Below are 20,591 nucleotides of genomic sequence, written 5' to 3'. Positions count from 1 at the left end.
CCGGCCGCCACCAACGAAGCCTTCTACCAGCATGCTGCCAGCACACAAACAGACCCTCGAAGCCCTGCTCGCGGATAGCGTCAAGCAGGTCGCACACGCGCTGAAAGGCGCCGACGCGGCGTTCGTCGCCCCCGCCATCACGCTGGAGCGCCCGAAGGTCGCCGCGCACGGCGACGTCGCATGCAACGTCGCGATGCAGCTCGCGAAGCCGCTCGGCGCGAACCCGCGCCAGCTGGCCGAGCAGATCGTCGCCGCGCTGACCGCGCAGCCGGCCGCGCAGGGCCTCGTCGAAGCCGCCGAGATCGCCGGCCCCGGCTTCATCAACCTGCGCCTGTCGGCCGCCGCGAAACAGGCGGTGATCGCCGCCGTGTTCGACCAGGGCCGCGCGTTCGGCACGTCGGATCGCGAGAAAGGCAAGCAGGTGCTGCTCGAATTCGTGTCGGCCAACCCGACCGGCCCGCTGCACGTCGGCCACGGCCGCCAGGCCGCGCTCGGCGACGTGCTCGCGAACGTGATCGCGAGCCAGGGCTATGCGGTGCACCGCGAGTTCTACTACAACGACGCGGGCGTGCAGATCGGCAACCTGGCGATCTCGACGCAGGCGCGCGCCCGCGGGCTGAAGCCGGGCGACGCGGGCTGGCCGGAAGCCGCGTACAACGGCGAGTACATCGCCGACATCGCGCGCGACTACCTGAACGGCGAAACGGTCGCCGCGTCGGACGGCGAGCCGGTCAAGGGCGCGGGCGACGTCGAGGATCTCGACGCGATCCGCAAGTTCGCGGTCACGTACCTGCGTCGCGAGCAGGACATGGACCTGCAGGCGTTCGGCGTGAAGTTCGACCAGTACTACCTCGAGTCGTCGCTGTACAGCGAAGGCCGCGTCGAGAAGACGGTCGACGCGCTGATCAAGGCCGGCATGACCTACGAGCAGGACGGCGCGCTGTGGCTGCGCACGACCGACGAAGGCGACGACAAGGATCGCGTGATGCGCAAGTCGGACGGCACGTACACGTACTTCGTGCCGGACGTCGCGTACCACGTGACGAAGTGGGAGCGCGGCTTCACGAAGGTGATCAACATCCAGGGCTCGGACCACCACGGCACGATCGCGCGCGTGCGCGCCGGCCTGCAGGGGCTGCACATCGGGATCCCGAAGGGCTATCCCGACTACGTGCTGCACAAGATGGTCACGGTGATGCGCGACGGCCAGGAAGTGAAGATCTCGAAGCGCGCGGGCAGCTACGTGACGGTGCGCGACCTGATCGAATGGTCGGGCGGCGCGGCCGCGGGCCAGGAAGCGGCACCCGACCTGATCGACGAGGCGACCATCACGCGCGGCCGCGACGCGGTGCGTTTCTTCCTGATCTCGCGCAAGGCCGATACCGAGTTCGTGTTCGACATCGACCTCGCGCTGAAACAGAACGACGAAAACCCGGTCTATTACGTCCAGTACGCGCATGCGCGGATCTGCTCGGTGCTCAACGAACTGAAGTCGCGCTACAACGTCGACGTCGCGCAACTGCCGGGCGCCGACCTGTCGCAACTGACGAGCGCGCAGGCGGCGTCGCTGATGCAGAAGCTCGCCGAGTATCCGGACATGCTCACGCACGCGGCGAACGAGCTGGCGCCGCACGCGGTCGCGTTCTACCTGCGCGATCTCGCTGGCGAATTCCACTCGTTCTACAATGCGGAGCGCGTGCTGGTCGACGACGAAGCCCCGCGCAATGCGCGCGCCGCGCTGCTCGCCGCGACGCGGCAGGTGCTCGAGAACGGCCTGGCGGTGCTCGGCGTATCCGCGCCCGCCAAGATGTAAGGATGTCAGCGCGGCCCCGGACCGGGCCGCGAATGGCCGCGGCGGCACCTGCCGGCGGATGCCCGCCGGCGGACGCCCGCCGCAGCCCTCTCACGATTCTTTTTGCAGGTGACTCAAGCAATGGCACAACCACGCCGAACTTCGAAGCAATCGAAACAAGCAGGAGGGACATTTCTTGGAATCGTGCTGGGCCTGATCGTCGGCCTCGCGATCGCCGTGGTGGTGGCGCTCTACATCACGCGTTCGCCGTCGCCGTTCGTGTCGAAGGTCGCGCCGCCACCGGCAGACAACGGCGCGAGCCAGCCGCAGCAGTTCGACCCGAACCGCGCGCTGCAGGGCAAGACGCCCGGCCAGCCGGTGCCGCAGGCCGCGCAATCCGCGCCGCCCAACACCGCGCCCGGCCAGGCCGCGAACCAGACCCAGGGCGGCCTGCTGCCCGAGCCGCAGATCGTCGAAGTGCCGCCGTCGGGCAACACGAACGGCGCCACCGGCTCGAACAACACCGCCGCGTCGAACAATCCGTCGTCGGGCAACGGCGTCGCCGTCGCGCCGAAGCCGGCCGACACCACGCCGCCGCCGAAGAAGACGCAACAGGCGCAGCAACAGCAGCAAGGCAGCGAGGACGACCTCGCACGCTTCGCCGCGCAGAAGCAGGCGCAGCAGGCCGCCGCGCAAAAGCAGCAGCAACAGCAGCAGGCCGCGAACACGCCGAAGCCGACGTCGTCGGCCACGGCCGCCGCGGCAGCAACGGCGAAGCCGCCGACCGCGAACGACGCGAACACCGGCTACTTCCTGCAGGTCGGCGCGTACAAGACGGAAGGCGATGCCGAACAGCAGCGTGCGCGCCTCGGCTTCCAGGGCTTCGAATCGAAGGTGTCGAAGCGCGACGTCAGCGGCGTGACCTACTTCCGCGTGCGCGTCGGCCCGTTCTCGAAGTTCGAGGATATGAACTCGGCCCGTCAGCGCCTGTCCGATGCAGGTGTCGACACGGCGGTGATCCGCTTCACGAAGCAGTAAGCCAACCGGCCGCGCCCACGCAGAACCCGTTACGTTCCGTAACCCGAGCAACTGATTCGACGTTCACAACATGAAAAAACTGCTTAGCACGCTCCTTCTGTCCCTGGGCCTGGCCGCCGGCCTCGCGCAGGCTTCGCCCGCCGCGCCGGCCGCCGGCAAGGATTTCGAGGTGATGAAGTCGCCGCAGCCGGTGTCCGCGCCGGCCGGCAAGGTCGAGGTCATCGAGTTCTTCTGGTACGGCTGCCCGCACTGCTACGAATTCGAGCCGACGATCGAGGCCTGGGTGAAGAAACAGGGCAACAACATCGACTTCAAGCGCGTGCCGGTCGCATTCCGTGACGATTTCCTCCCGCACTCGAAGCTGTTCTACGCAGTGTCCGCGCTCGGCATTTCCGAGAAGGTCACGCCGGCGATCTTCAACGCGATCCACAAGCAGAAGAACTATCTGCTGACGCCGCAGGCGCAGGCCGACTTCCTGGCCACGCAAGGCGTCGACAAGAAGAAGTTCATGGACGCGTACAACTCGTTCAGCGTGCAGGGCGAGGTGAACCAGTCGGCCAAGCTGCTGAAGGACTACGCGATCGACGGCGTGCCGACGGTCGTCGTCCAGGGCAAGTACAAGACGGGTCCGGCTTACACGAACAGCATCCCGGGTACCGCGCAGGTGCTCGACTTCCTCGTGAAGCAGGTTCAGGACAAGAAGCTCTGATCCCCGCCCGCGCGCCGGCATGACTACTCCGCTGAAGGTCTTCATCACCGGCGCGTCGAGCGGCCTCGGCCTCGCGATGGCCGACGAATACGCCCGCCAGGGCGCCACGCTCGCGCTCGTCGCGCGGCGCACCGATGCACTCGACGCGTTCGCGCGGCGTTTCCCGAAGCTGTCCATCTCCGTCTATTCCGCCGATGTGCGCGACGCCGACGCGCTCGCGACGGCCGCCGCGTCGTTCATCGCCGCGCATGGCTGCCCCGACGTCGTGATCGCGAACGCGGGCATCAGCCAGGGCGCCGTCACGGGCCAGGGCGACCTCGCCGCGTTCCGCGACGTGATGGACATCAACTACTACGGGATGGTCGCGACGTTCGAGCCGTTCGTCGGCCCGATGACGGCCGTGCGCCACGGCACGCTGGTCGGCGTCGCGAGCGTCGCCGGCGTGCGCGGGCTGCCCGGCTCCGGCGCGTACAGCGCGTCGAAATCGGCCGCGATCAAGTATCTGGAAGCGCTGCGCGTCGAGCTGCGCCCGGCCGGCGTCGGCGTCGTGACGATCGCGCCCGGCTACATTCGCACGCCGATGACCGCGCACAACCCGTACAAGATGCCGTTCCTGATGGACGCCGACCGCTTCGCCGCGCGCGCGGCGCGCGCGATCGCCCGGCAGCACGCGTTCCGCGTGATTCCATGGCAGATGGGGGTCGTCGCGAAGGTGCTGCACGTGCTGCCGCGCTGGCTGTACGACCGCCTGTTCGAAAAGGCGCCGCGCAAGCCGAAGGCCGGCGCGCACTGAGTGCGTCGCGGATCCGGCGCGCGTCTCGCCGGATCGCTGTCGCGCCGCGGCCTGACCTGCATCGCGATACCGCGCGAATCCGCGCGGATCTCTCCCCTCGTATCGCACCCCGTACCGCGCACCGCTGCCGCACTCCGTTCCGTCGCGCGCGTCGCGCCGCGCATTTCCGCCGCGTATTCGCAGCCACTCGTCCCGCCCGTCGCCCCCACGCCGCGCTCGCCCTACCCGCTCCGCCGCATCAACACCCGTTCCGTCGCGAACGCAGCCGTTTTTCGGTCAATTCGCCGCGTTCCGACGCCTTTTTTCACGCGCCGCGCGCTTTGACGGTATGCTATTCGTCAGCCGCGCCGGCCCTGCACGCTTCCGGGCCGCGCCTGCCTCCGTCATCCAGCGAAAAACACACGCCACGTGGGAGATCCTATGCACGTCAAGCTGTTCGCCGCGGCCGCCGTGGCCACGGCCCTCGCCGCCCTTGCCGCCCCCGGCGTCGCCGCCGCCAAGCCGCTCACCGTCTGCACGGAATCGAGCCCGGACGGCTTCGACGTCGTGCAGTACAACTCGCTCGTCACGACCAACGCGTCGGCCGACGTGATCTTCAACACGCTCGTGTCCTACGACGAAGCCGCGAAGAAAGTCGTACCCGCGCTCGCGGACAAATGGGACGCGAGCGCCGACGGCCTCACGTACACGTTCCACCTGCGCCCGAACGTCGCGTTCCAGACCACCGACTATTTCAAGCCGGGCCGCGCGCTGAACGCGGACGACGTCGTGTTCACGTTCGCGCGGATGCTCGACGATGCGAACCCTTGGCACAAGGTGGCCGGCGCGAGCGGCTTCCCGCACGCGCAATCGATGGGCCTCGTGAAGCTCGTGAAGTCGGTCACGAAGGTCGACGACAGCACGGTGAAATTCGTGCTGAACGAGCCGAACGCGACGTTCGTGCCGATCCTGACGATGGGCTTCGCGTCGATCTACTCGGCCGAATACGCGGACCAGTTGCTGAAGGCCGGCAAGCAGGCCGACCTGAACGCGAAGCCGGTCGGCACCGGCCCGTTCGTGCTGAAGAGCTATACGAAGGACGCGCTGATCCGCTACGACGCGAACCCGACGTACTGGGGCACGAAACCGAAGGTCGACCGGCTGATCTACGCGATCACGCCCGACCCGTCGGTGCGACTGCAGAAGGTGAAGGCCGGCGAATGCCAGATCGCGCTGTCGCCGAAGCCTCAGGACGTGCTCGCCGCGAAGGGCGAAAGCGCGCTGAAGGTCGTGCAGACGCCCGCGTTCATGACCGCGTTCGTCGCGCTGAACACGCAGAAGAAACCGCTCGACAACGACAAGGTGCGCGAGGCGCTGAACCTCGCGTTCGACCGCGCGACCTACCTGAAGGTCGTGTTCGACAACACCGCGACGGCCGCGAACAACCCGTATCCGCCGAACACGTGGAGCTACGCGAAGGACGTCGCGCCGTATGCGTACGATCCCGCGAAGGCGAAGCAGCTGCTCGCGCAGGCCGGCTTCCCGAACGGCTTCTCGACGACCATCTGGACGCGCCCGACCGGCAGCGTGCTGAACCCGAACCCGAAGGTCGGCGCGGAACTGCTGCAGGCCGATCTCGCGAAGGTCGGCGTGAAGGCGGAGGTGAAGGTGATCGAATGGGGCGAGCTGATCAAGCAGGCGAAGCTCGGCCAGCATGACATGCTGTTCATGGGCTGGGCCGGCGACAATGGCGATCCGGACAACTACCTGTCGCCGCTGTTCAGCTGCAACGCAGTGAAGTCGGGCATCAACTTCGCACGCTTCTGCGATGCGCAGCTCGACAAGCTGATCGCCGACGGCAAGTCGACCGCCGATCAGGCCAAGCGCGCGAAGCTCTATGAAAGCGCGCAGAAGATCATCCACGACGAGGCGCTGTGGATCCCGCTCGGTTACCCGACCGCGGCCGCGCTCACGCGCACCAACGTGAGCGGCTATCACGTGAGTCCGTTCGGACGGCAGAACTTCACGACGGTCGCCGTGCAATAACCGTGCGTGGCGCGCAAGCGACGGCGCACACGCCGCTCGCTTGCGGCCCGCGCGCCGCGCTTGCTACACTGCGCGCTCATTCCTTATACCGGACGCCAGCCAAAGTGAACAACTAAGCCTTCCCGAAATGTTTTCGCCGCCCGTGCCACGCACGCCGCGCGCGAAGGTCTTCATGCATTTTTGGAGGTGCTTATGGCTGCTGCCACGCCCACCGGCGCGCTCGTCGCGCTTCATCACGTTTCCTTCCGCTTCGACGACGGCGTCACGCTGTTCGATTCGCTCGACCTGTCCATCGACCGCACGCCGACCGGCATCGTCGGTCGCAACGGCGTCGGCAAGAGCCTGCTCGCGCAACTGATCGCGGGCCGGCGCGCGCCGAGCGCGGGGACGATCGAGCGGCATGCGCCCGTCGTCTACGTCGCGCAGCAGCACGATCACGACCGCGCCGACGCGGCGGCCGCCCCGCCGACCGTCGCGCAGATCGCCGCGCTCGATGCGCCGCTCGGCGCGCTCGCGCGTCTCGCGGACGGCCGTGCGACACCGCACGACTTCGACCTGATCGGCGATCGCTGGGATCTTGCCGAGCGGCTGCGCGCGGCGCTCGACGCGGCCGGCCTGCACGACGTGCGCGCCGACACGCCCGCACACGCGCTGAGCGGCGGCCAGCTCGCGCGCGTCGCGCTGATCGGCGCGCTGCTGTCGGGCGCCGGCCTGCTCGTGCTCGACGAACCGACCAACCATCTCGACGCACCGGGCCGCGCTTGGCTGCGCGCGGCGCTCGACGGCTGGCGGGGCGGCGTCGTCATCGTCAGCCACGACCGTGCGCTGCTCGCCGGCGTGCAGCGCATCGTCGAGCTGACGCCGCACGGCGCGCGCTCGTACGGCGGCAATTACGCGCTCTACCGCGCGCAACGCGACGCGCAACAGGAGGCCGCGCACGCGGCGCTCGATCATGCGCGCACCGAGCGCGGGCGCGTGCGGCGCAGGCTCGAACAGGAGCACGACACGATCCAGCGCCACGCGGCCGCATCGCTGCGCGACGCGAAGACGGCCAACCTGTCGTCGATGGCGCGCCAAAGCCGCAAGGGCGCGGCGCGCGCGATCATGGGAACGGTCCGGCGCCATCAGAGCGACTTCAAGGCGACGCTCGACACGCGCGTGCAGGAAGCGGCCGCGCGCGTCGAAGCCGACGCGCCGGTGCTCGTCTCGCTGCCGGGCACGGAAGTCAGCGCGCGCCGCCAGCTGTTCACGCTCGAGTGCGCTCGATTGCCGTGGCGCGTCGCGGGCGACGCCGACACGATCACGTGGTCGGCGAGCGGCGCCGTGCGCATCGCGCTGACCGGGCCGAACGGCTGCGGCAAGTCGACGTTGCTGCGGATGCTCGCGGGCGAACTCGCGCCGCGTTCAGGTAGCTGCACGACGCACGTGAGCGCCGCGTATCTCGACCAGCGGCTCGCGCTGCTCGACCCCGAGCGCTCGGTCGTCGAGCAACTGGGTGCGCTCGATACGCCGCTCGCGGAAGGCGACCTGCGCAGCCGTCTCGCGCTGCTACAACTCGATGCGACACGGGCGACGCAACCGGCGCGGCAACTGAGCGGCGGCGAGCGGCTGAAGGCCGCGCTCGCCTGCGCGCTGTGGCGCGGCACGCCCGCGCAACTGCTGCTGCTCGACGAGCCGACCAATCACCTCGATCTCGAATCGGTGCGCGCGATCGAAGCCGCGCTGGCCGGCTTCCCCGGCGCGATCGTGGTCGCGTCGCACGACGCCGCGTTTCTCGCGGCGCTCGAACCGACGCACACGATGCAGTGGCAGCGCGACGGATGGCGTTACGAACCCGTCGCGTAACGACGACGAAGCGCGCTCAGCCGGCGATGCGGAACCGCAGCACCCCGTCGTCCCCCTGCTCGCGCACGAGTTCGCCCGCGAGCCACAGCAGGTTCAGGTGCGCGAGCGCCTCGCCGAGCGCGAAGGTCATCTGGTGGATGTCGAGCTCGCGGCGGCGGAACATGATCGGCACGATGTCGGCCGCGCTCATCGGCCGCTGCGCGCACGCGACGCGCACTTCGGCCAGGCGCGCATCGTGGTGTTCGCGCAGCTGTGCGATGCGCGTGCGCACGCCGCGGAACGGCTTGCCGTGCGACGGCAGCACGAGCGTGTCGGGCGCCATCGTCTCGTAGCGGCCGAGCGATTCGAGGTACAGCGCGAGCGGGTTCGCTTCCGGCTCGAGATCGAACACCGACACGTTCGTCGAGATGCGCGGCAGCACCATGTCGCCGGAAATCAGCACGCCGTCCGCGTCGCTGTGGAGCGCGCAATGTTCAGGCGAATGACCGAAGCCGGTGACGACGCGCCACGTGCGCGCGCCGATCGTCACCGCGTCGCCTTCGCGCAGGCGCCGGTAGCGCGGCGGCACGGCCGGCACGAGGTCCGAGTAATAGCTGCGGCGGTTGCGCAGCTTGTCGAGCGCGGCCGGATCGGTCAGCCCGTGGCGCGCGAAGTGCTCGGCGGCGGCCGCGCCGCCCGCGTTCGAACCGTTGCCGGCCGCCATCAGGCAGCCGAACAGGTATTCGCCGAGCGTCATCCACAGCCGCACGTTCCAGCGGCCCTTGTCGCCGCCTTCGCACAGCCAGTTCGCGAGGCCGAAGTGATCGGGGTGGCAGTGCGTGACGAGCACGCGCAGCACGGGCAGGCCGTCGAGATGCGTGTCGAAGATCCGCTCCCAGTGCGTGCGGATCGCGTCCGACGCGATCCCGCAATCGACGATCGTCCAGCCGGCCTGCCCGTCGATCTCGTCGCGCAGCAGCCACAGATTGATGTGGTCGAGCGAGAACGGCAGCGGCATGCGCAGCCAGCGCACGCCGGGCGCGACCTCGAACGTGTCGCCCGCGGGGGGCAGCGTATCGGCGAAGGGATAGTCGAGTTGGTGTTCCAGGGCGTTCATCGGTGGGGCGTCTCGTCGTTATCGGTGCGAATGCGCGCCGGCGGCAGCGCGCGGCGGGCGTGCGTCGATTCTATCGCCGTCGCGCGAAACAGGTGCCCGACGCGCACCGGACCGCCGCAAAAAAGTTCGTGTCAGAATCGGTTCCGTACCCGTATCTTTACGCGAAGATGCGCCGAACGGCGCCCAACGGCGAACAACACGCCGATTCACGACCGCTCGCGCGTCACTGCGAAAGTCCTTGAAACGCCGACTTGGGCGCTAAAATGGCGAGTGCTTACAGCCCCTTGAACGAGCCTGCACGCGATGAATCACTTCCCCAAACTGCTGTCGTCGCAGATCGGTTTCGACGTCGCGCAGACGATGCTCGAATACTTCGATCGCCATTACCGGATCTTCCGCGAAGCGGCGGTCGACGCGAAGACGCTGTTCGAGCGCGGCGACTGGCACGGGCTGCAGCGGCTCGCGCGCGAGCGGATCACGTCGTACGACGATCGCGTGAAGGAATGCGTCGAGGTGCTGGAGGACGAATACGACGCGGAGAACATCGACGACGAAGTGTGGCAGCAGATCAAGCTGCACTACATTGGCCTACTCACGTCGCACCGCCAGCCCGAGTGCGCGGAAACCTTCTTCAATTCGGTGTGCTGCAAGATCCTGCACCGCTCGTATTTCAGCAACGATTTCATCTTCGTGCGCCCGGCGATCTCGACCGAGTACCTGGAGAACGACGAGCCGGCCGCGAAGCCGACCTACCGCGCGTACTATCCGGGCACCGACGGGCTCGCGGTCACGCTCGAGCGCATCGTCACGAACTTCCAGCTCGAGCCGGCGTTCGAGGATCTCTCGCGCGACATCGGCTGCGTGATGCAGGCGATCGACGACGAATTCGGCCACTTCGACGAAGCGCCGAATTTCCAGATCCACGTGCTGTCGTCGCTGTTCTTCCGCAACAAGAGCGCGTACATCGTCGGCCGCATCATCAACGCCGATCGCGTGCTGCCGTTCGCGGTGCCGATCCGCCACGTGCGCCCGGGCGTGCTCGCGCTCGACACCGTGCTGCTGCGCCGCGACCTGCTGCAGATCATCTTCAGCTTCTCGCATTCGTACTTCCTCGTCGACATGGGCGTGCCGTCCGCGTACGTGGATTTTCTCTGCACGATCATGCCGGGCAAGCCGAAGGCCGAGATCTACACGTCGGTCGGGCTGCAGAAGCAGGGCAAGAACCTGTTCTACCGCGACCTGCTGCACCATCTGTCGCATTCGAGCGACCGCTTCATCATCGCGCCCGGGATCAAGGGCCTCGTGATGCTCGTGTTCACGCTGCCGTCGTTCCCGTACGTGTTCAAGATCATCAAGGATCACTTCCCGCCGCCGAAGGAAACGACGCGCGCGCAGATCATGGAGAAGTACCAGCTCGTGAAGCGCCACGACCGCCTCGGTCGGATGGCCGACACGCTCGAGTATTCGAGCGTCGCGCTGCCGCTCGCGCGGCTCGATCACGCGCTCGTGCGCGAACTCGAGAAGGAAGTGCCGTCGCTGCTCGAATACGAGGACGACAAGCTCGTGATCAAGCACCTGTACATCGAGCGCCGGATGACGCCGCTGAACCTGTATCTGCAGAACGGCAGCGACGCGGACGTCGAGCACGGCGTGAAGGAATACGGCAACGCGGTGAAGGAGCTGATGAAGGCGAACATCTTCCCCGGCGACATGCTGTACAAGAACTTCGGCGTCACGCGCCACGGCCGCGTCGTGTTCTACGACTACGACGAGATCGAGTACCTGACCGACTGCAACGTGCGGCGCGTGCCGGCGCCGCGCAACGAGGAAGACGAGCTGTCCGGCGAACCGTGGTATACCGTCGGCCCGCACGACATCTTTCCGGAGACCTACGGGCCGTTTCTGCTCGGCGACCCGCGCGTGCGCGACGTCTTCATGAAGCATCACGCGGACTTTTTCGATCCCGCGCTATGGCAGGCGAGCAAGGACAAGCTGATGCAGGGCGAATTGCCCGATTTTTATCCGTACGACACGGCCCTGCGCTTCAGCGTGCGCTACCCCGCGCGCTTCGACGCGACGGGCCGGAACGACGACGCAGGCGACGCGCAGCGCGCCGCCTGACGCCGGCAACACCCGATACGATATCGACTTGATTTCCGCCAACGGAATCCACACCGATGACTACCCAAGACAATCCGCTTTCACATCTGTTCGACAACAACGATGCCTGGGTCAAGCGCCAGCTCGCCGACGATCCCGATTTCTTCGCACGGCTCGCCGATCAGCAGGCGCCGGAATATCTGTGGATCGGCTGCTCCGATTCGCGCGTGCCGGCGAACCAGATCATCGGCCTGCCGCCGGGTGAAGTGTTCGTGCATCGCAACATCGCGAACGTGGTCGTGCACAGCGACCTGAACTGCCTGTCGGTGATCCAGTTCGCGGTCGACATCCTGCGCGTGAAGCACATCATGGTCGTCGGCCACTACGGCTGCTCGGGCGTGAACGCGGCGCTGCACAACCGCCGCGTCGGCCTCGCGGACAACTGGCTGCATCACGTGCAGGACGTGCGCGAACGCCACGCGGCGCTGCTCGACGAATGGCCGGTCGGCGAAGCGCGGTATCGCCGCCTGATCGAGCTGAATTCGATCGAACAGGTCGTCAACGTGTGCCGCACGACGATCGTCAACGACGCGTGGGCGCGCGGCCAGTCGCTCACCGTGCACGGGCTCGTGTACGGCGTGCACGACGGCCGGATGCGCAACCTCGGGATGTCCGTGTCGAACTTCGACGCGCTCGACGCAACCTACCGGCGCTGCGTGGCGGCGCTGACCGCACGCGGCCAGCACGCGCCCGACAACGACATGGTCGCGGCGGACGCCGCGCAGCTCGAAGACGTCGCGCAGGCGGTCGCCGCCACGCTGAAGCCGTGCGACGACGCGCAGTAACGTGCAGTGACGCGCCAGCCGCCTGACGGCGGCTGCCACGCGGGCGCGGCACGCATCGAACGGATCTGACACCGGCACTGCCTCGGCGGCGCCAACCCAAGGAGCGACGGCATGAAAACCGTATTGATCGTCGGCGCATCGCGCGGCCTCGGCCGCGAATTCGTCCGGCAATACCGGCGCGACGGCTGGAACGTGATCGCCACCGCGCGCGACGCGGCGTCGCTCGATGCGTTGCGTGCGCTCGGCGCGCAGCCGCATGCGCTCGATATCGCGCAGCCCGCGCAGATCGCGGCGCTCGGCTGGAAGCTCGACGGGGAGCGGCTCGATGCGGCCGTGCTCGTGTCGGGCGTGTACGGGCCGCGCACCGAAGGCGTCGAGACGATCACCGCCGAGGATTTCGACACGGTGATGCATACGAACGTGCGCGGGCCGATGCAGTTGCTGCCGATCCTGCTGCCGCTCGTCGAGGACGCGCGCGGCGTGCTGGCCGTCGTGTCGAGCCGGATGGGCAGCATCGCCGAGGCGACCGGCACGACCGGCTGGCTGTACCGCGCGAGCAAGGCCGCGCTGAACGACGCGCTGCGCATCGCGTCGCTGCAGACGCGTCATGCCGCGTGCATTTCGCTGCACCCCGGCTGGGTGCGCACCGACATGGGCGGCGCGCAGGCCGCGATCGATCCGGAAACGAGCGTGACCGGCATGCGTCGCGTGATCGCCGAATCCGCTTCGGACGTATCCCAGGCGAACGGCCGGTTCTTCCAGTACGACGGCATCGAGCTCAGCTGGTGAGCGGCGCCGGTAACCGGACGTTGTTAATTCGCATTTCGCATGATTTTGAACCGACCTGACGCGTGCCCGTGCGGCGGCGCCTCCCCCGCACCCGCCGGCAACGCGCCGGCGCCGCGCTACGCGGCCTGCTGCGGCCGCTTCATCGACGGCGGGCAAGCCGCCCCGACCGCACTCGAATTGATGCGCTCGCGGTACAGCGCGTACGTGCTCGGCGCGACCGATTACCTGCGCGCGACGTGGGCCGCGCGCACCTGCCCGCCCGATCTCGAGGCCGACCCGGCAGCGCCGGACGCGCCGCGCTGGCTCGGCCTCGCGGTCAAACGCCACGTACCGCTCGACGACCGGCACGCGGAGGTCGAATTCGTGGCGCGCTACAAGGTCGGCGGACGCGCTTACCGGCTGCACGAGACGAGCCGTTTCGAGCGCGACGAGCAGGGATTCTGGCGCTATGTCGACGGCGAAGTAAGTGAACGCTGACAAATAGTTGCCATGTCAGACGCCGGGTAATTCCCGCATTGCACAACCTGATTTTGTCGGGCTACGATGGGCTCGAATTGGTCATGTTGCATGGCAGGGCTTACGGATGGCGTTCAGCAAGGTATTGGTGGGATGGATGGCGGCCTGTGCGCTGTCGGCCGCTCAGGCCGGTACGCTGCCGAGCGCCAGTACGGGTGCGGGCGCCAGCGGGTCGCTCGCCCACGCCGAGCATTTCGACTACGCCGACTCGAACCTGCCGCAGGTCGCCGCCGATCTCAACGAGCAGATCCTCCGCATTCCGGCCGACGCTTCGGGCGCCATCACGCTCGAGGCGACGCTGTTCAAGCCGAACGGGCCCGGCCCGTTCCCGCTCGTCGTCTTCAACCACGGCAAAAATACCGGCGATCTCCATCTGCAGCCGCGCAGCCGGCCGCTCGCGTTCGCGCGCGAATTCGTGCGCCGCGGCTATGCGGTGATCGCCCCGAATCGCCAGGGCTTCGCCGGTTCGGGCGGCACGTACCAGCAGGAAGGCTGCAACGTCGGCAAGAACGGCCTCGCGCAGGCCGCCGACGTCGATGCGACGGTGCGCTACATGTCGCGCCAGCCGTACGTCGATGCGTCGCGCATCGTCGTCGCCGGCACGTCGCACGGCGGCCTCGCGTCGGTCGCGTACGGCACCGAAGCCGCGGCGGGCGTGCGCGGCATCATCAATTTCTCCGGCGGGCTGCGCCAGGACCTCTGCGACGGCTGGCAGCGCAACCTCGTCGACGCGTTCGACCACTACGGCGCGCATACGGCCGTGCGGTCGCTGTGGCTGTACGGCGACAACGATTCGGTGTGGACGCCCGCGCTCGTCGCGCAGATGCACGATGCGTACGTGTCGCACGGCACGCAGGCCCGCTTCATCGATTTCGGCCGCTACAAGGACGATGCGCACCGGCTGATCGTCGATCGCGACGGCGTGCCCGTATGGTGGCCGGCCGTGCACGCCTTCCTCGCCGAACTGAACCTGCCGACCGCGGTGCGCTATGCGGTCGCCGACCCGCACGAGCCGAAGGCCACCGGCTACGCATCGATCGATGCGGTCAACGCGGTGCCGTACGTGGACGAAGCGGGCCGCGAAGGCTATCGCCGCTTCCTGAACCAGCATCCGAGCCGCGCGTTCGCGGTGTCGTCGGAAGGCGCATGGTCGTGGGCCGAAGGCGGCGACGACCCGATGGCGCTCGCGCTCGACAACTGCGCGAAGCAAGGCGCCGGCGCGTGCCGGCTGTATGCGGTCAACGACCGCGTCGTGTGGAACGCCAACACGACACAGACGGCCGACAGCGGCGACGATCACGCCCACGATACCGATACGCGCGCACTGGCTTCGCGCTGACGCGGTCGTCGTTCCTCCTGCCTCTCCTTCGCGCGCCGTCGCTTCAAGGTCGCCGCGGCACGCCCCGGCTGCTCGTCCAATCGGGCACACGCCGCGTAATGCTCGTTTTGACGAGCAATCGACTTGAATTCGCGCCAGATCTCGTCCAACCATCCGGGCCTTCCGCCCCCTGTCGATCCGACGATGCACGAAGCAAGATCGCCCCTCGTCGCCGCAAATACCGCACCCTCATCGTTCCCCATATTTCGTCGCTGCATCGCCCCCGCCCCGCGATTTTTTTCTGTCGGGGGGTGTCACTCGAACGTCGTCATCTGCGCGCATTTCGCCTGATCCGCCGCGTTCCGTTCCGAGCACCCCCGAACTGCGCCGAACTCCCGCCCAGCAAGGCTGTGCGGCGTTTGTAACCGCTAGTGCAACGTCCGGCGGAACACGCTAATCTCTGCGCGTTTCGTATTGCGCCGCGCGGCATCCCGTCGATGCCGCGCGGTCGTTTTACCCCCGGAGTCGCCTTGAGTACGCCAGCCACCGACGACTGGGTCGCGCGCAGCCTGCGCGCGGTCTGGCACCCCTGCACCCAGATGAAGCACCACGAGCGCCTGCCGCTCGTCCCCGTCGCGCGCGGCGCGGGCGTGTGGCTGTACGACCGCGACGGCCGCCGCTATTTCGACGCGATCAGCTCGTGGTGGGTGAACCTGTTCGGCCATGCGAACCCGGACATCAACGCGGCGCTGAAGGACCAGCTCGACACGCTCGAGCACGCGATGCTCGCCGGCTGCACGCACGAACCGGCGATCGAGCTCGCCGAACGGTTGCATGCGCTCACCGCGCGCACGCTCGGCCATGCGTTCTTCGCGTCGGACGGCGCGTCGGCCGTCGAGATCGCGCTGAAGATGAGCTTCCACGCGTGGCGCAACCGCGGCCGCCCGAACAAGCAGGAATTCGTCTGCGTCGCGAACAGCTATCACGGCGAGACGATCGGCGCGCTCGGCGTGACCGACGTCGCGCTGTTCAAGGATGCGTACGACCCGCTGATCCGCCACGCGCACGTGGTCGCGTCGCCCGATGCGCGCGGCGCGCTGCCGGGCGAGACGGCCGCCGACGTCGCTGGCCGCGCGCTCGCGGACGTGCGGCGCCTGTTCGTCGAGCGCGGCGACCGGATCGCCGCGCTGATCGTCGAGCCACTCGTGCAGTGCGCGGCCGGCATGGCGATGCACGATCCGTCGTACGTGCGCGGGCTGCGCGCACTGTGCGACGAATTCGGCGTGCACCTGATCGCCGACGAGATCGCGGTCGGCTGCGGCCGCACCGGCACCTTCTTCGCGTGCGAGCAGGCCGGCGTCTGGCCCGACTTCATGTGCCTGTCGAAAGGCATCAGCGGCGGCTACCTGCCGCTGTCGCTGGTGCTCACGCGTGACGACGTGTTCGCGGCGTTCTACGACGACGACACGACGCGCGGCTTCCTGCATTCGCACTCATACACGGGCAACCCGCTCGCGTGCCGCGCGGCAGTCGCGACGCTCGACCTGTTCGCGCGCGACGACGTGCTCGCGAGCAACGCCCGTAAATCGGCGACGCTGCGCGCGGCGCTCGCGCCGCTCGACGCGCATCCGCAGGTGCGCCACCCGCGCGAGCGCGGCACGCTGTTCGCGTTCGACGTCGCGCTCGACGGCGATGCGGCGCGCGGCTTCTCGCGGCGTTTCTTCGAACACGCGCTGGCGCGCGAACTGCTGCTGCGCCCGATCGGCACGACCGTGTACCTGATGCCGCCGTACGTGATGAGCGACGACGACATCGCATGGCTCGCGCAGCGCACGCGCGACACGCTCGACGCGACGCTGGAGGACCTCGGCCGATGAGCCTGCTCGACACCCTGCAACGCGGCCTCGCCGACCTCGACGCGCAAGGGCTGCGCCGCGTGCGACGCATCGCCGACACCGCGTGCGACGCGCGCATGACCGTGAACGGCCGCGAGATCGTCGGCTTCGCGAGCAACGACTACCTCGGCCTCGCCGCGCATCCGGCGCTCGTCGCCGCGTTCGCCGAAGGCGCGCAGCGCTACGGCTCCGGCAGCGGCGGCTCGCACCTGCTCGGCGGCCATTCGCGCGCGCACGCCAAACTGGAAGACGAACTCGCGGGCTTCGCGGGCGGCTTCTCCGACGCGCCGCGCGCGCTGTACTTCAGCACCGGCTACATGGCGAACCTCGCGGCGATGACGGCGCTCGCCGGCAAGGGCGCGACGATCTTCTCCGACGCACTGAACCACGCGTCGCTGATCGACGGCATGCGGCTGTCGCGTGCGAACGTGCAGGTCTATCCGCATGCGGACATGGCCGCGCTCGCCGCGCTGCTCGACGCATCGGATGCGCAAACGAAGCTGATCGTCAGCGACACCGTGTTCAGCATGGACGGCGATATCGCGCCGCTCGCCGAGCTCGTCGCGCTGGCCGAACGCCACGGCGCGTGGCTCGTCGTCGACGATGCACACGGCTTCGGCGTGCTCGGCCCGCAGGGTCGCGGCGCGCTTGCCGCCGCCGCGCTGCGTTCGCCGAATCTCGTGTACGTCGGCACGCTCGGCAAGGCGGCGGGCGTCGCGGGCGCATTCGTGATCGCGCATGAGACCGTGATCGAATGGCTGATCCAGCGCGCGCGCAGCTACATCTTCACGACGGCCGCGCCGCCGGCCGTCGCGCATGCGGTATCGGCAAGCCTGAAGGTGATCGCGGGCGACGAAGGCGACGCGCGCCGCGCGCACCTCGCCGCGCTGATCGAACGCACGCGCGCGCTGCTGCGCAGCACGCGCTGGCAGCCGGTCGATTCGCACACGGCCGTGCAGCCGCTCGTGATCGGCAGCAACGACGCGACGCTCGCGGCGATGCGCGCGCTCGACGCGCACGGCCTGTGGGTGCCGGCGATCCGGCCGCCGACGGTGCCGGCCGGCACGTCGCGGCTGCGCGTGTCGCTGTCGGCCGCGCATTCGTTCGACGATCTGGCAAGGCTCGAAGCCGCGCTGATCGAAGCCAGCGAGGAGGCAGCGGCATGACCACCGCCCCGCTGTCCGTCTTCGTCACCGGCACCGACACCGAAATCGGCAAGACCTTCGTGTCGGCCGCGATGCTGCACGGCTTCGCGCGGCACGGCCTGCGCGCGGCCGCATTGAAGCCGGTCGCGGCCGGCGCGTACGAACGCGACGGCGTGTGGCGCAACGAGGACACGGACCAGCTCGACGCGGCCGCGAACGTCGTGCTGCCGCCCGAACTGCGCACGCCGTTCCTGCTGAAGGCGCCTGCCGCGCCGCATATCGTCGCCGCGCACGAAGGCGTGACGCTCGACCTCGACACGATCGTCGCGTGCCATCGCGAAGCGCTGACGCGCGCGGACGTCGTCGTCGTCGAAGGCGTCGGCGGCTTTCGCGTGCCGCTGAACGACACGCAGGACACCGCCGATCTCGCGGTCGCGCTCGGCCTGCCCGTCGTGCTCGTCGTCGGCGTACGGCTCGGCTGCATCAGCCACGCGTTGCTGACGGCCGATGCAATCGTCGCTCGCGGCCTCACGCTCGCGGGCTGGGTCGCGAACCACGTCGACCCGGCCATGTCATTCGCCGACGAGAACGTCGCGACGATTCGCGACTGGCTCGCGCGCGAGCACCGCGCGCCACTGCTCGGCCGCATCGCGCACATGACGCCGGCCGCCCCCGAATCCGCCGCGGCGATGCTCGACATCGCCGCGCTCGTCGAGTCGCTGCGCACCGCGCGGCATTGACCCAACCGATCCCCCATCCCGCCAGGACAGGAAAACGAAATGACCCAAGCCCAGACCGCCGCCGTGCAACCCGACGCGATTCCCGTGGCTGCGCCGGCCCCGCAGCGCTGGCGCGTCGCCGACGTCGTCGCGCTGTTCGAGCTGCCGTTCAACGATCTGATGTTCCGCGCGCAGCAGGTGCATCGCGAGCACTTCGACGCGAACGCGGTGCAGCTGTCGACGCTGCTGTCGATCAAGACGGGCGGCTGCGAGGAAGACTGCGGCTATTGCTCGCAGTCGTCGCATCACGACACGGGCCTGAAGGCCGAGAAGCTGATGGACGTCGACACGGTGCTCGACGCCGCGCGCGCGGCGAAGGCGAACGGCGCGAGCCGCTTCTGCATGGGCGCCGCGTGGCGCAACCCGAAGGAGCGCCACATGCCCGCGCTGACCGAAATGGTGCGCGGCGTGAAGGAACTCGGCCTCGAGACCTGCATGACGCTCGGCATGCTGGAAAACGAACAGGCTCGGCAGCTCGCCGACGCGGGCCTCGACTACTACAACCACAACCTCGACACGTCGCCGGAGTTCTACGGCCAGGTGATCTCGACGCGCACGTACCAGGACCGCCTCGACACGCTCGACCGCGTGCGCGACGCGGGCATCAACGTGTGCTGCGGCGGCATCATCGGGATGGGCGAATCGCGCCGCGAGCGCGCGGGCCTGATCTCGCAGCTCGCGAACCTGAACCCGTATCCGGAATCGGTGCCGATCAACAACCTCGTCGCGATCGAAGGCACGCCGCTCGAAGGCACCGCGCCGCTCGACCCGTTCGAATTCGTGCGCACGATCGCGGTCGCCCGCATCACGATGCCGAAGGCCGTGGTGCGCCTGTCGGCCGGCCGCGAGCAGCTCGACGACGCGATGCAGGCGATGTGCTTCCTCGCGGGTGCGAACTCGATGTTCTACGGCGACCAGCTGCTGACGACGAGCAACCCGCAGACGCAGCGCGACCGTGCGTTGTTCGAGCGGCTCGGCATCCGCGCGAGCCAGGCCGACGCGCTGGCGGACAACGCGTAAGCGATAGCGGCCGGCGCGCCGCGCCCGCCGATGAAAAAGCCGGGGCATGCCCCGGCTTTTGTTTTACCCGACCGTCGGCATCGGGTCGCGCGACGCGCCATGAATCGACGGTGTTCTCGACGCGCCGACGCGCAGCTTCGGCATACGCATTACACGTGCGACGCCGCGCCGTCGAGCGCCGCGCGCACGCGCTCGACGCGCTGCGCGTCGACGGGCGCCAGCACCTCGCCGCGCGGCCGCACGCCCGAGCCGAAATGCACCGCGCGCACGCCGGTCGCGCGCACGAAATCGCCGACCGCGTCGACCGTGAGCCCCGAACCGGCCAGCACCGTGCAGGTCGTGCCCGCCGCCTGCCGCACGAGCCGCGTGATCGTCGCGACCGCGTCGAGCACCGACGGATGACCGCCCGACGTCAGCACGGACGTGACGGCCGGCACGCGCAACAGCGCGTCGAACGCGGCGTTCAGATCGCGCGCGACGTCGAACGCGCGATGGAACGTGAGCGCGCGCCCGTCCGCGGCGGCCGCGATCCGGGCGAGCGCGCCGAGATCGACGTCGCCGCGCGCATCGAGCGCGCCGAACACGACGCCGTTCGCGCCGGCCGCGACGGCCGCGCGCACGTCGCGCTCGATCACGCGCAGCTCGTCGGCGTCATAGACGAACGAGCGGCTGTGCGGACGCACGATCACGTTGACGGGAATCGGCACGGCGGCCACGACGGCCTCGATCAGGCCGACGCTCGGCGTCAGCCCGCCTTCGGTGATCGCGGTCACGAGTTCGAGGCGGTCGGCGCCCGCGCGGGCGGCGACCTTCGCATCGCCGACGGTCGTGGCGATCACTTCGAGGAGAACGGAAGAAGCGGCATGTCGGTTCATGGGCGGCCCGC

At 68.7% G+C, this 20,591-nt stretch carries 17 protein-coding genes; 15 read left to right on the top strand and 2 right to left on the bottom strand.

Features of this window, described 5'->3' with window-relative positions; all coding sequences use genetic code 11:
* Positions 1–31: 31 nt before the first annotated feature.
* From argS to A9Z05_RS23270, 6 genes are all read left to right on the top strand, one after another.
* On the top strand, positions 32–1,813 hold the full coding sequence (argS, locus tag A9Z05_RS23295) for an arginine--tRNA ligase (protein ID WP_069620188.1): 1,782 nt from the start codon (positions 32–34) through the stop codon (positions 1,811–1,813).
* A gap of 120 nt (positions 1,814–1,933) precedes the next feature.
* Complete coding sequence (locus A9Z05_RS23290; RefSeq protein ID WP_069620187.1) at positions 1,934–2,830, top strand: SPOR domain-containing protein; 897 nt, start codon at positions 1,934–1,936, stop codon at positions 2,828–2,830.
* A 70-nt stretch (positions 2,831–2,900) separates the two neighbouring features.
* The gene (locus A9Z05_RS23285; protein ID WP_011694426.1) at positions 2,901–3,539 is read left to right on the top strand and encodes a thiol:disulfide interchange protein DsbA/DsbL; all 639 of its coding nucleotides are present in this window, start codon (positions 2,901–2,903) and stop codon (positions 3,537–3,539) included.
* A gap of 19 nt (positions 3,540–3,558) precedes the next feature.
* Positions 3,559–4,332 carry an SDR family oxidoreductase gene (locus tag A9Z05_RS23280; RefSeq protein ID WP_069620186.1) on the top strand — a complete coding sequence of 258 codons (774 nt, stop codon included), beginning with the start codon at positions 3,559–3,561 and terminating at the stop codon, positions 4,330–4,332.
* Positions 4,333–4,752: 420 nt separating this feature from the next.
* Entirely contained in the window at positions 4,753–6,357 is a 1,605-nt protein-coding gene (locus A9Z05_RS23275; protein WP_069620185.1) for an ABC transporter substrate-binding protein, read from the top strand.
* A gap of 192 nt (positions 6,358–6,549) precedes the next feature.
* Complete coding sequence (locus A9Z05_RS23270; RefSeq protein ID WP_069620184.1) at positions 6,550–8,202, top strand: ABC-F family ATP-binding cassette domain-containing protein; 1,653 nt, start codon at positions 6,550–6,552, stop codon at positions 8,200–8,202.
* Between the two features lie 16 nt (positions 8,203–8,218).
* On the opposite strand, the gene A9Z05_RS23265 is transcribed toward A9Z05_RS23270, so the two are convergent.
* Entirely contained in the window at positions 8,219–9,298 is a 1,080-nt protein-coding gene (locus A9Z05_RS23265) for an MBL fold metallo-hydrolase (RefSeq protein WP_069620183.1), read from the bottom strand.
* A gap of 303 nt (positions 9,299–9,601) precedes the next feature.
* Between A9Z05_RS23265 and aceK the strand changes: the two genes are divergently transcribed.
* The 9 genes from aceK to bioB all read left to right on the top strand — a co-directional run bounded on the left by aceK (position 9,602) and on the right by bioB (position 19,705).
* Positions 9,602–11,419 (top strand): bifunctional isocitrate dehydrogenase kinase/phosphatase, encoded by a 1,818-nt coding sequence (gene aceK / locus A9Z05_RS23260; protein ID WP_069620182.1) that lies wholly within the window; start codon positions 9,602–9,604, stop codon positions 11,417–11,419.
* Positions 11,420–11,475: 56 nt separating this feature from the next.
* Positions 11,476–12,243, top strand: a complete 768-nt coding sequence (gene can, locus A9Z05_RS23255; RefSeq protein ID WP_069620181.1) for a carbonate dehydratase — start codon at positions 11,476–11,478, stop codon at positions 12,241–12,243.
* 111 nt (positions 12,244–12,354) lie between these two features.
* Complete coding sequence (locus A9Z05_RS23250; protein WP_069620180.1) at positions 12,355–13,032, top strand: SDR family oxidoreductase; 678 nt, start codon at positions 12,355–12,357, stop codon at positions 13,030–13,032.
* A 39-nt stretch (positions 13,033–13,071) separates the two neighbouring features.
* Complete coding sequence (locus A9Z05_RS23245; RefSeq protein WP_069620179.1) at positions 13,072–13,509, top strand: YchJ family protein; 438 nt, start codon at positions 13,072–13,074, stop codon at positions 13,507–13,509.
* Between the two features lie 106 nt (positions 13,510–13,615).
* Positions 13,616–14,887 carry a dienelactone hydrolase family protein gene (locus tag A9Z05_RS23240; RefSeq protein ID WP_069620178.1) on the top strand — a complete coding sequence of 424 codons (1,272 nt, stop codon included), beginning with the start codon at positions 13,616–13,618 and terminating at the stop codon, positions 14,885–14,887.
* A 509-nt stretch (positions 14,888–15,396) separates the two neighbouring features.
* Entirely contained in the window at positions 15,397–16,743 is a 1,347-nt protein-coding gene (gene bioA, locus A9Z05_RS23235) for an adenosylmethionine--8-amino-7-oxononanoate transaminase (protein ID WP_176730240.1), read from the top strand.
* Entirely contained in the window at positions 16,740–17,927 is a 1,188-nt protein-coding gene (bioF, locus tag A9Z05_RS23230; protein WP_069620176.1) for an 8-amino-7-oxononanoate synthase, read from the top strand. Before bioA ends, bioF begins: the two co-directional genes overlap by 4 nt.
* Positions 17,924–18,646 (top strand): dethiobiotin synthase, encoded by a 723-nt coding sequence (gene bioD / locus A9Z05_RS23225; RefSeq protein ID WP_069620175.1) that lies wholly within the window; start codon positions 17,924–17,926, stop codon positions 18,644–18,646. The genes bioF and bioD overlap by 4 nt, the downstream gene beginning before the upstream one ends.
* Positions 18,647–18,685: 39 nt before the next feature.
* Positions 18,686–19,705 carry a biotin synthase BioB gene (gene bioB / locus A9Z05_RS23220; protein WP_069620174.1) on the top strand — a complete coding sequence of 340 codons (1,020 nt, stop codon included), beginning with the start codon at positions 18,686–18,688 and terminating at the stop codon, positions 19,703–19,705.
* Positions 19,706–19,854: 149 nt separating this feature from the next.
* Here bioB and A9Z05_RS23215 read toward each other — a convergent pair whose 3' ends face one another.
* Positions 19,855–20,580: a copper homeostasis protein CutC gene (locus A9Z05_RS23215; RefSeq protein WP_069620173.1), complete on the bottom strand. Its 726-nt coding sequence runs from the start codon at positions 20,578–20,580 to the stop codon at positions 19,855–19,857.
* Positions 20,581–20,591 lie beyond the last annotated feature (11 nt).

The organism is Burkholderia sp. A2 (assembly GCF_001729305.1).
GTDB classification, from domain to species: Bacteria; Pseudomonadota; Gammaproteobacteria; order Burkholderiales; family Burkholderiaceae; genus Burkholderia; species Burkholderia sola.
The sequence above is the reverse complement of the archived record's forward strand: the minus strand, read 5'-3'. Positions and strand labels throughout refer to the sequence as shown.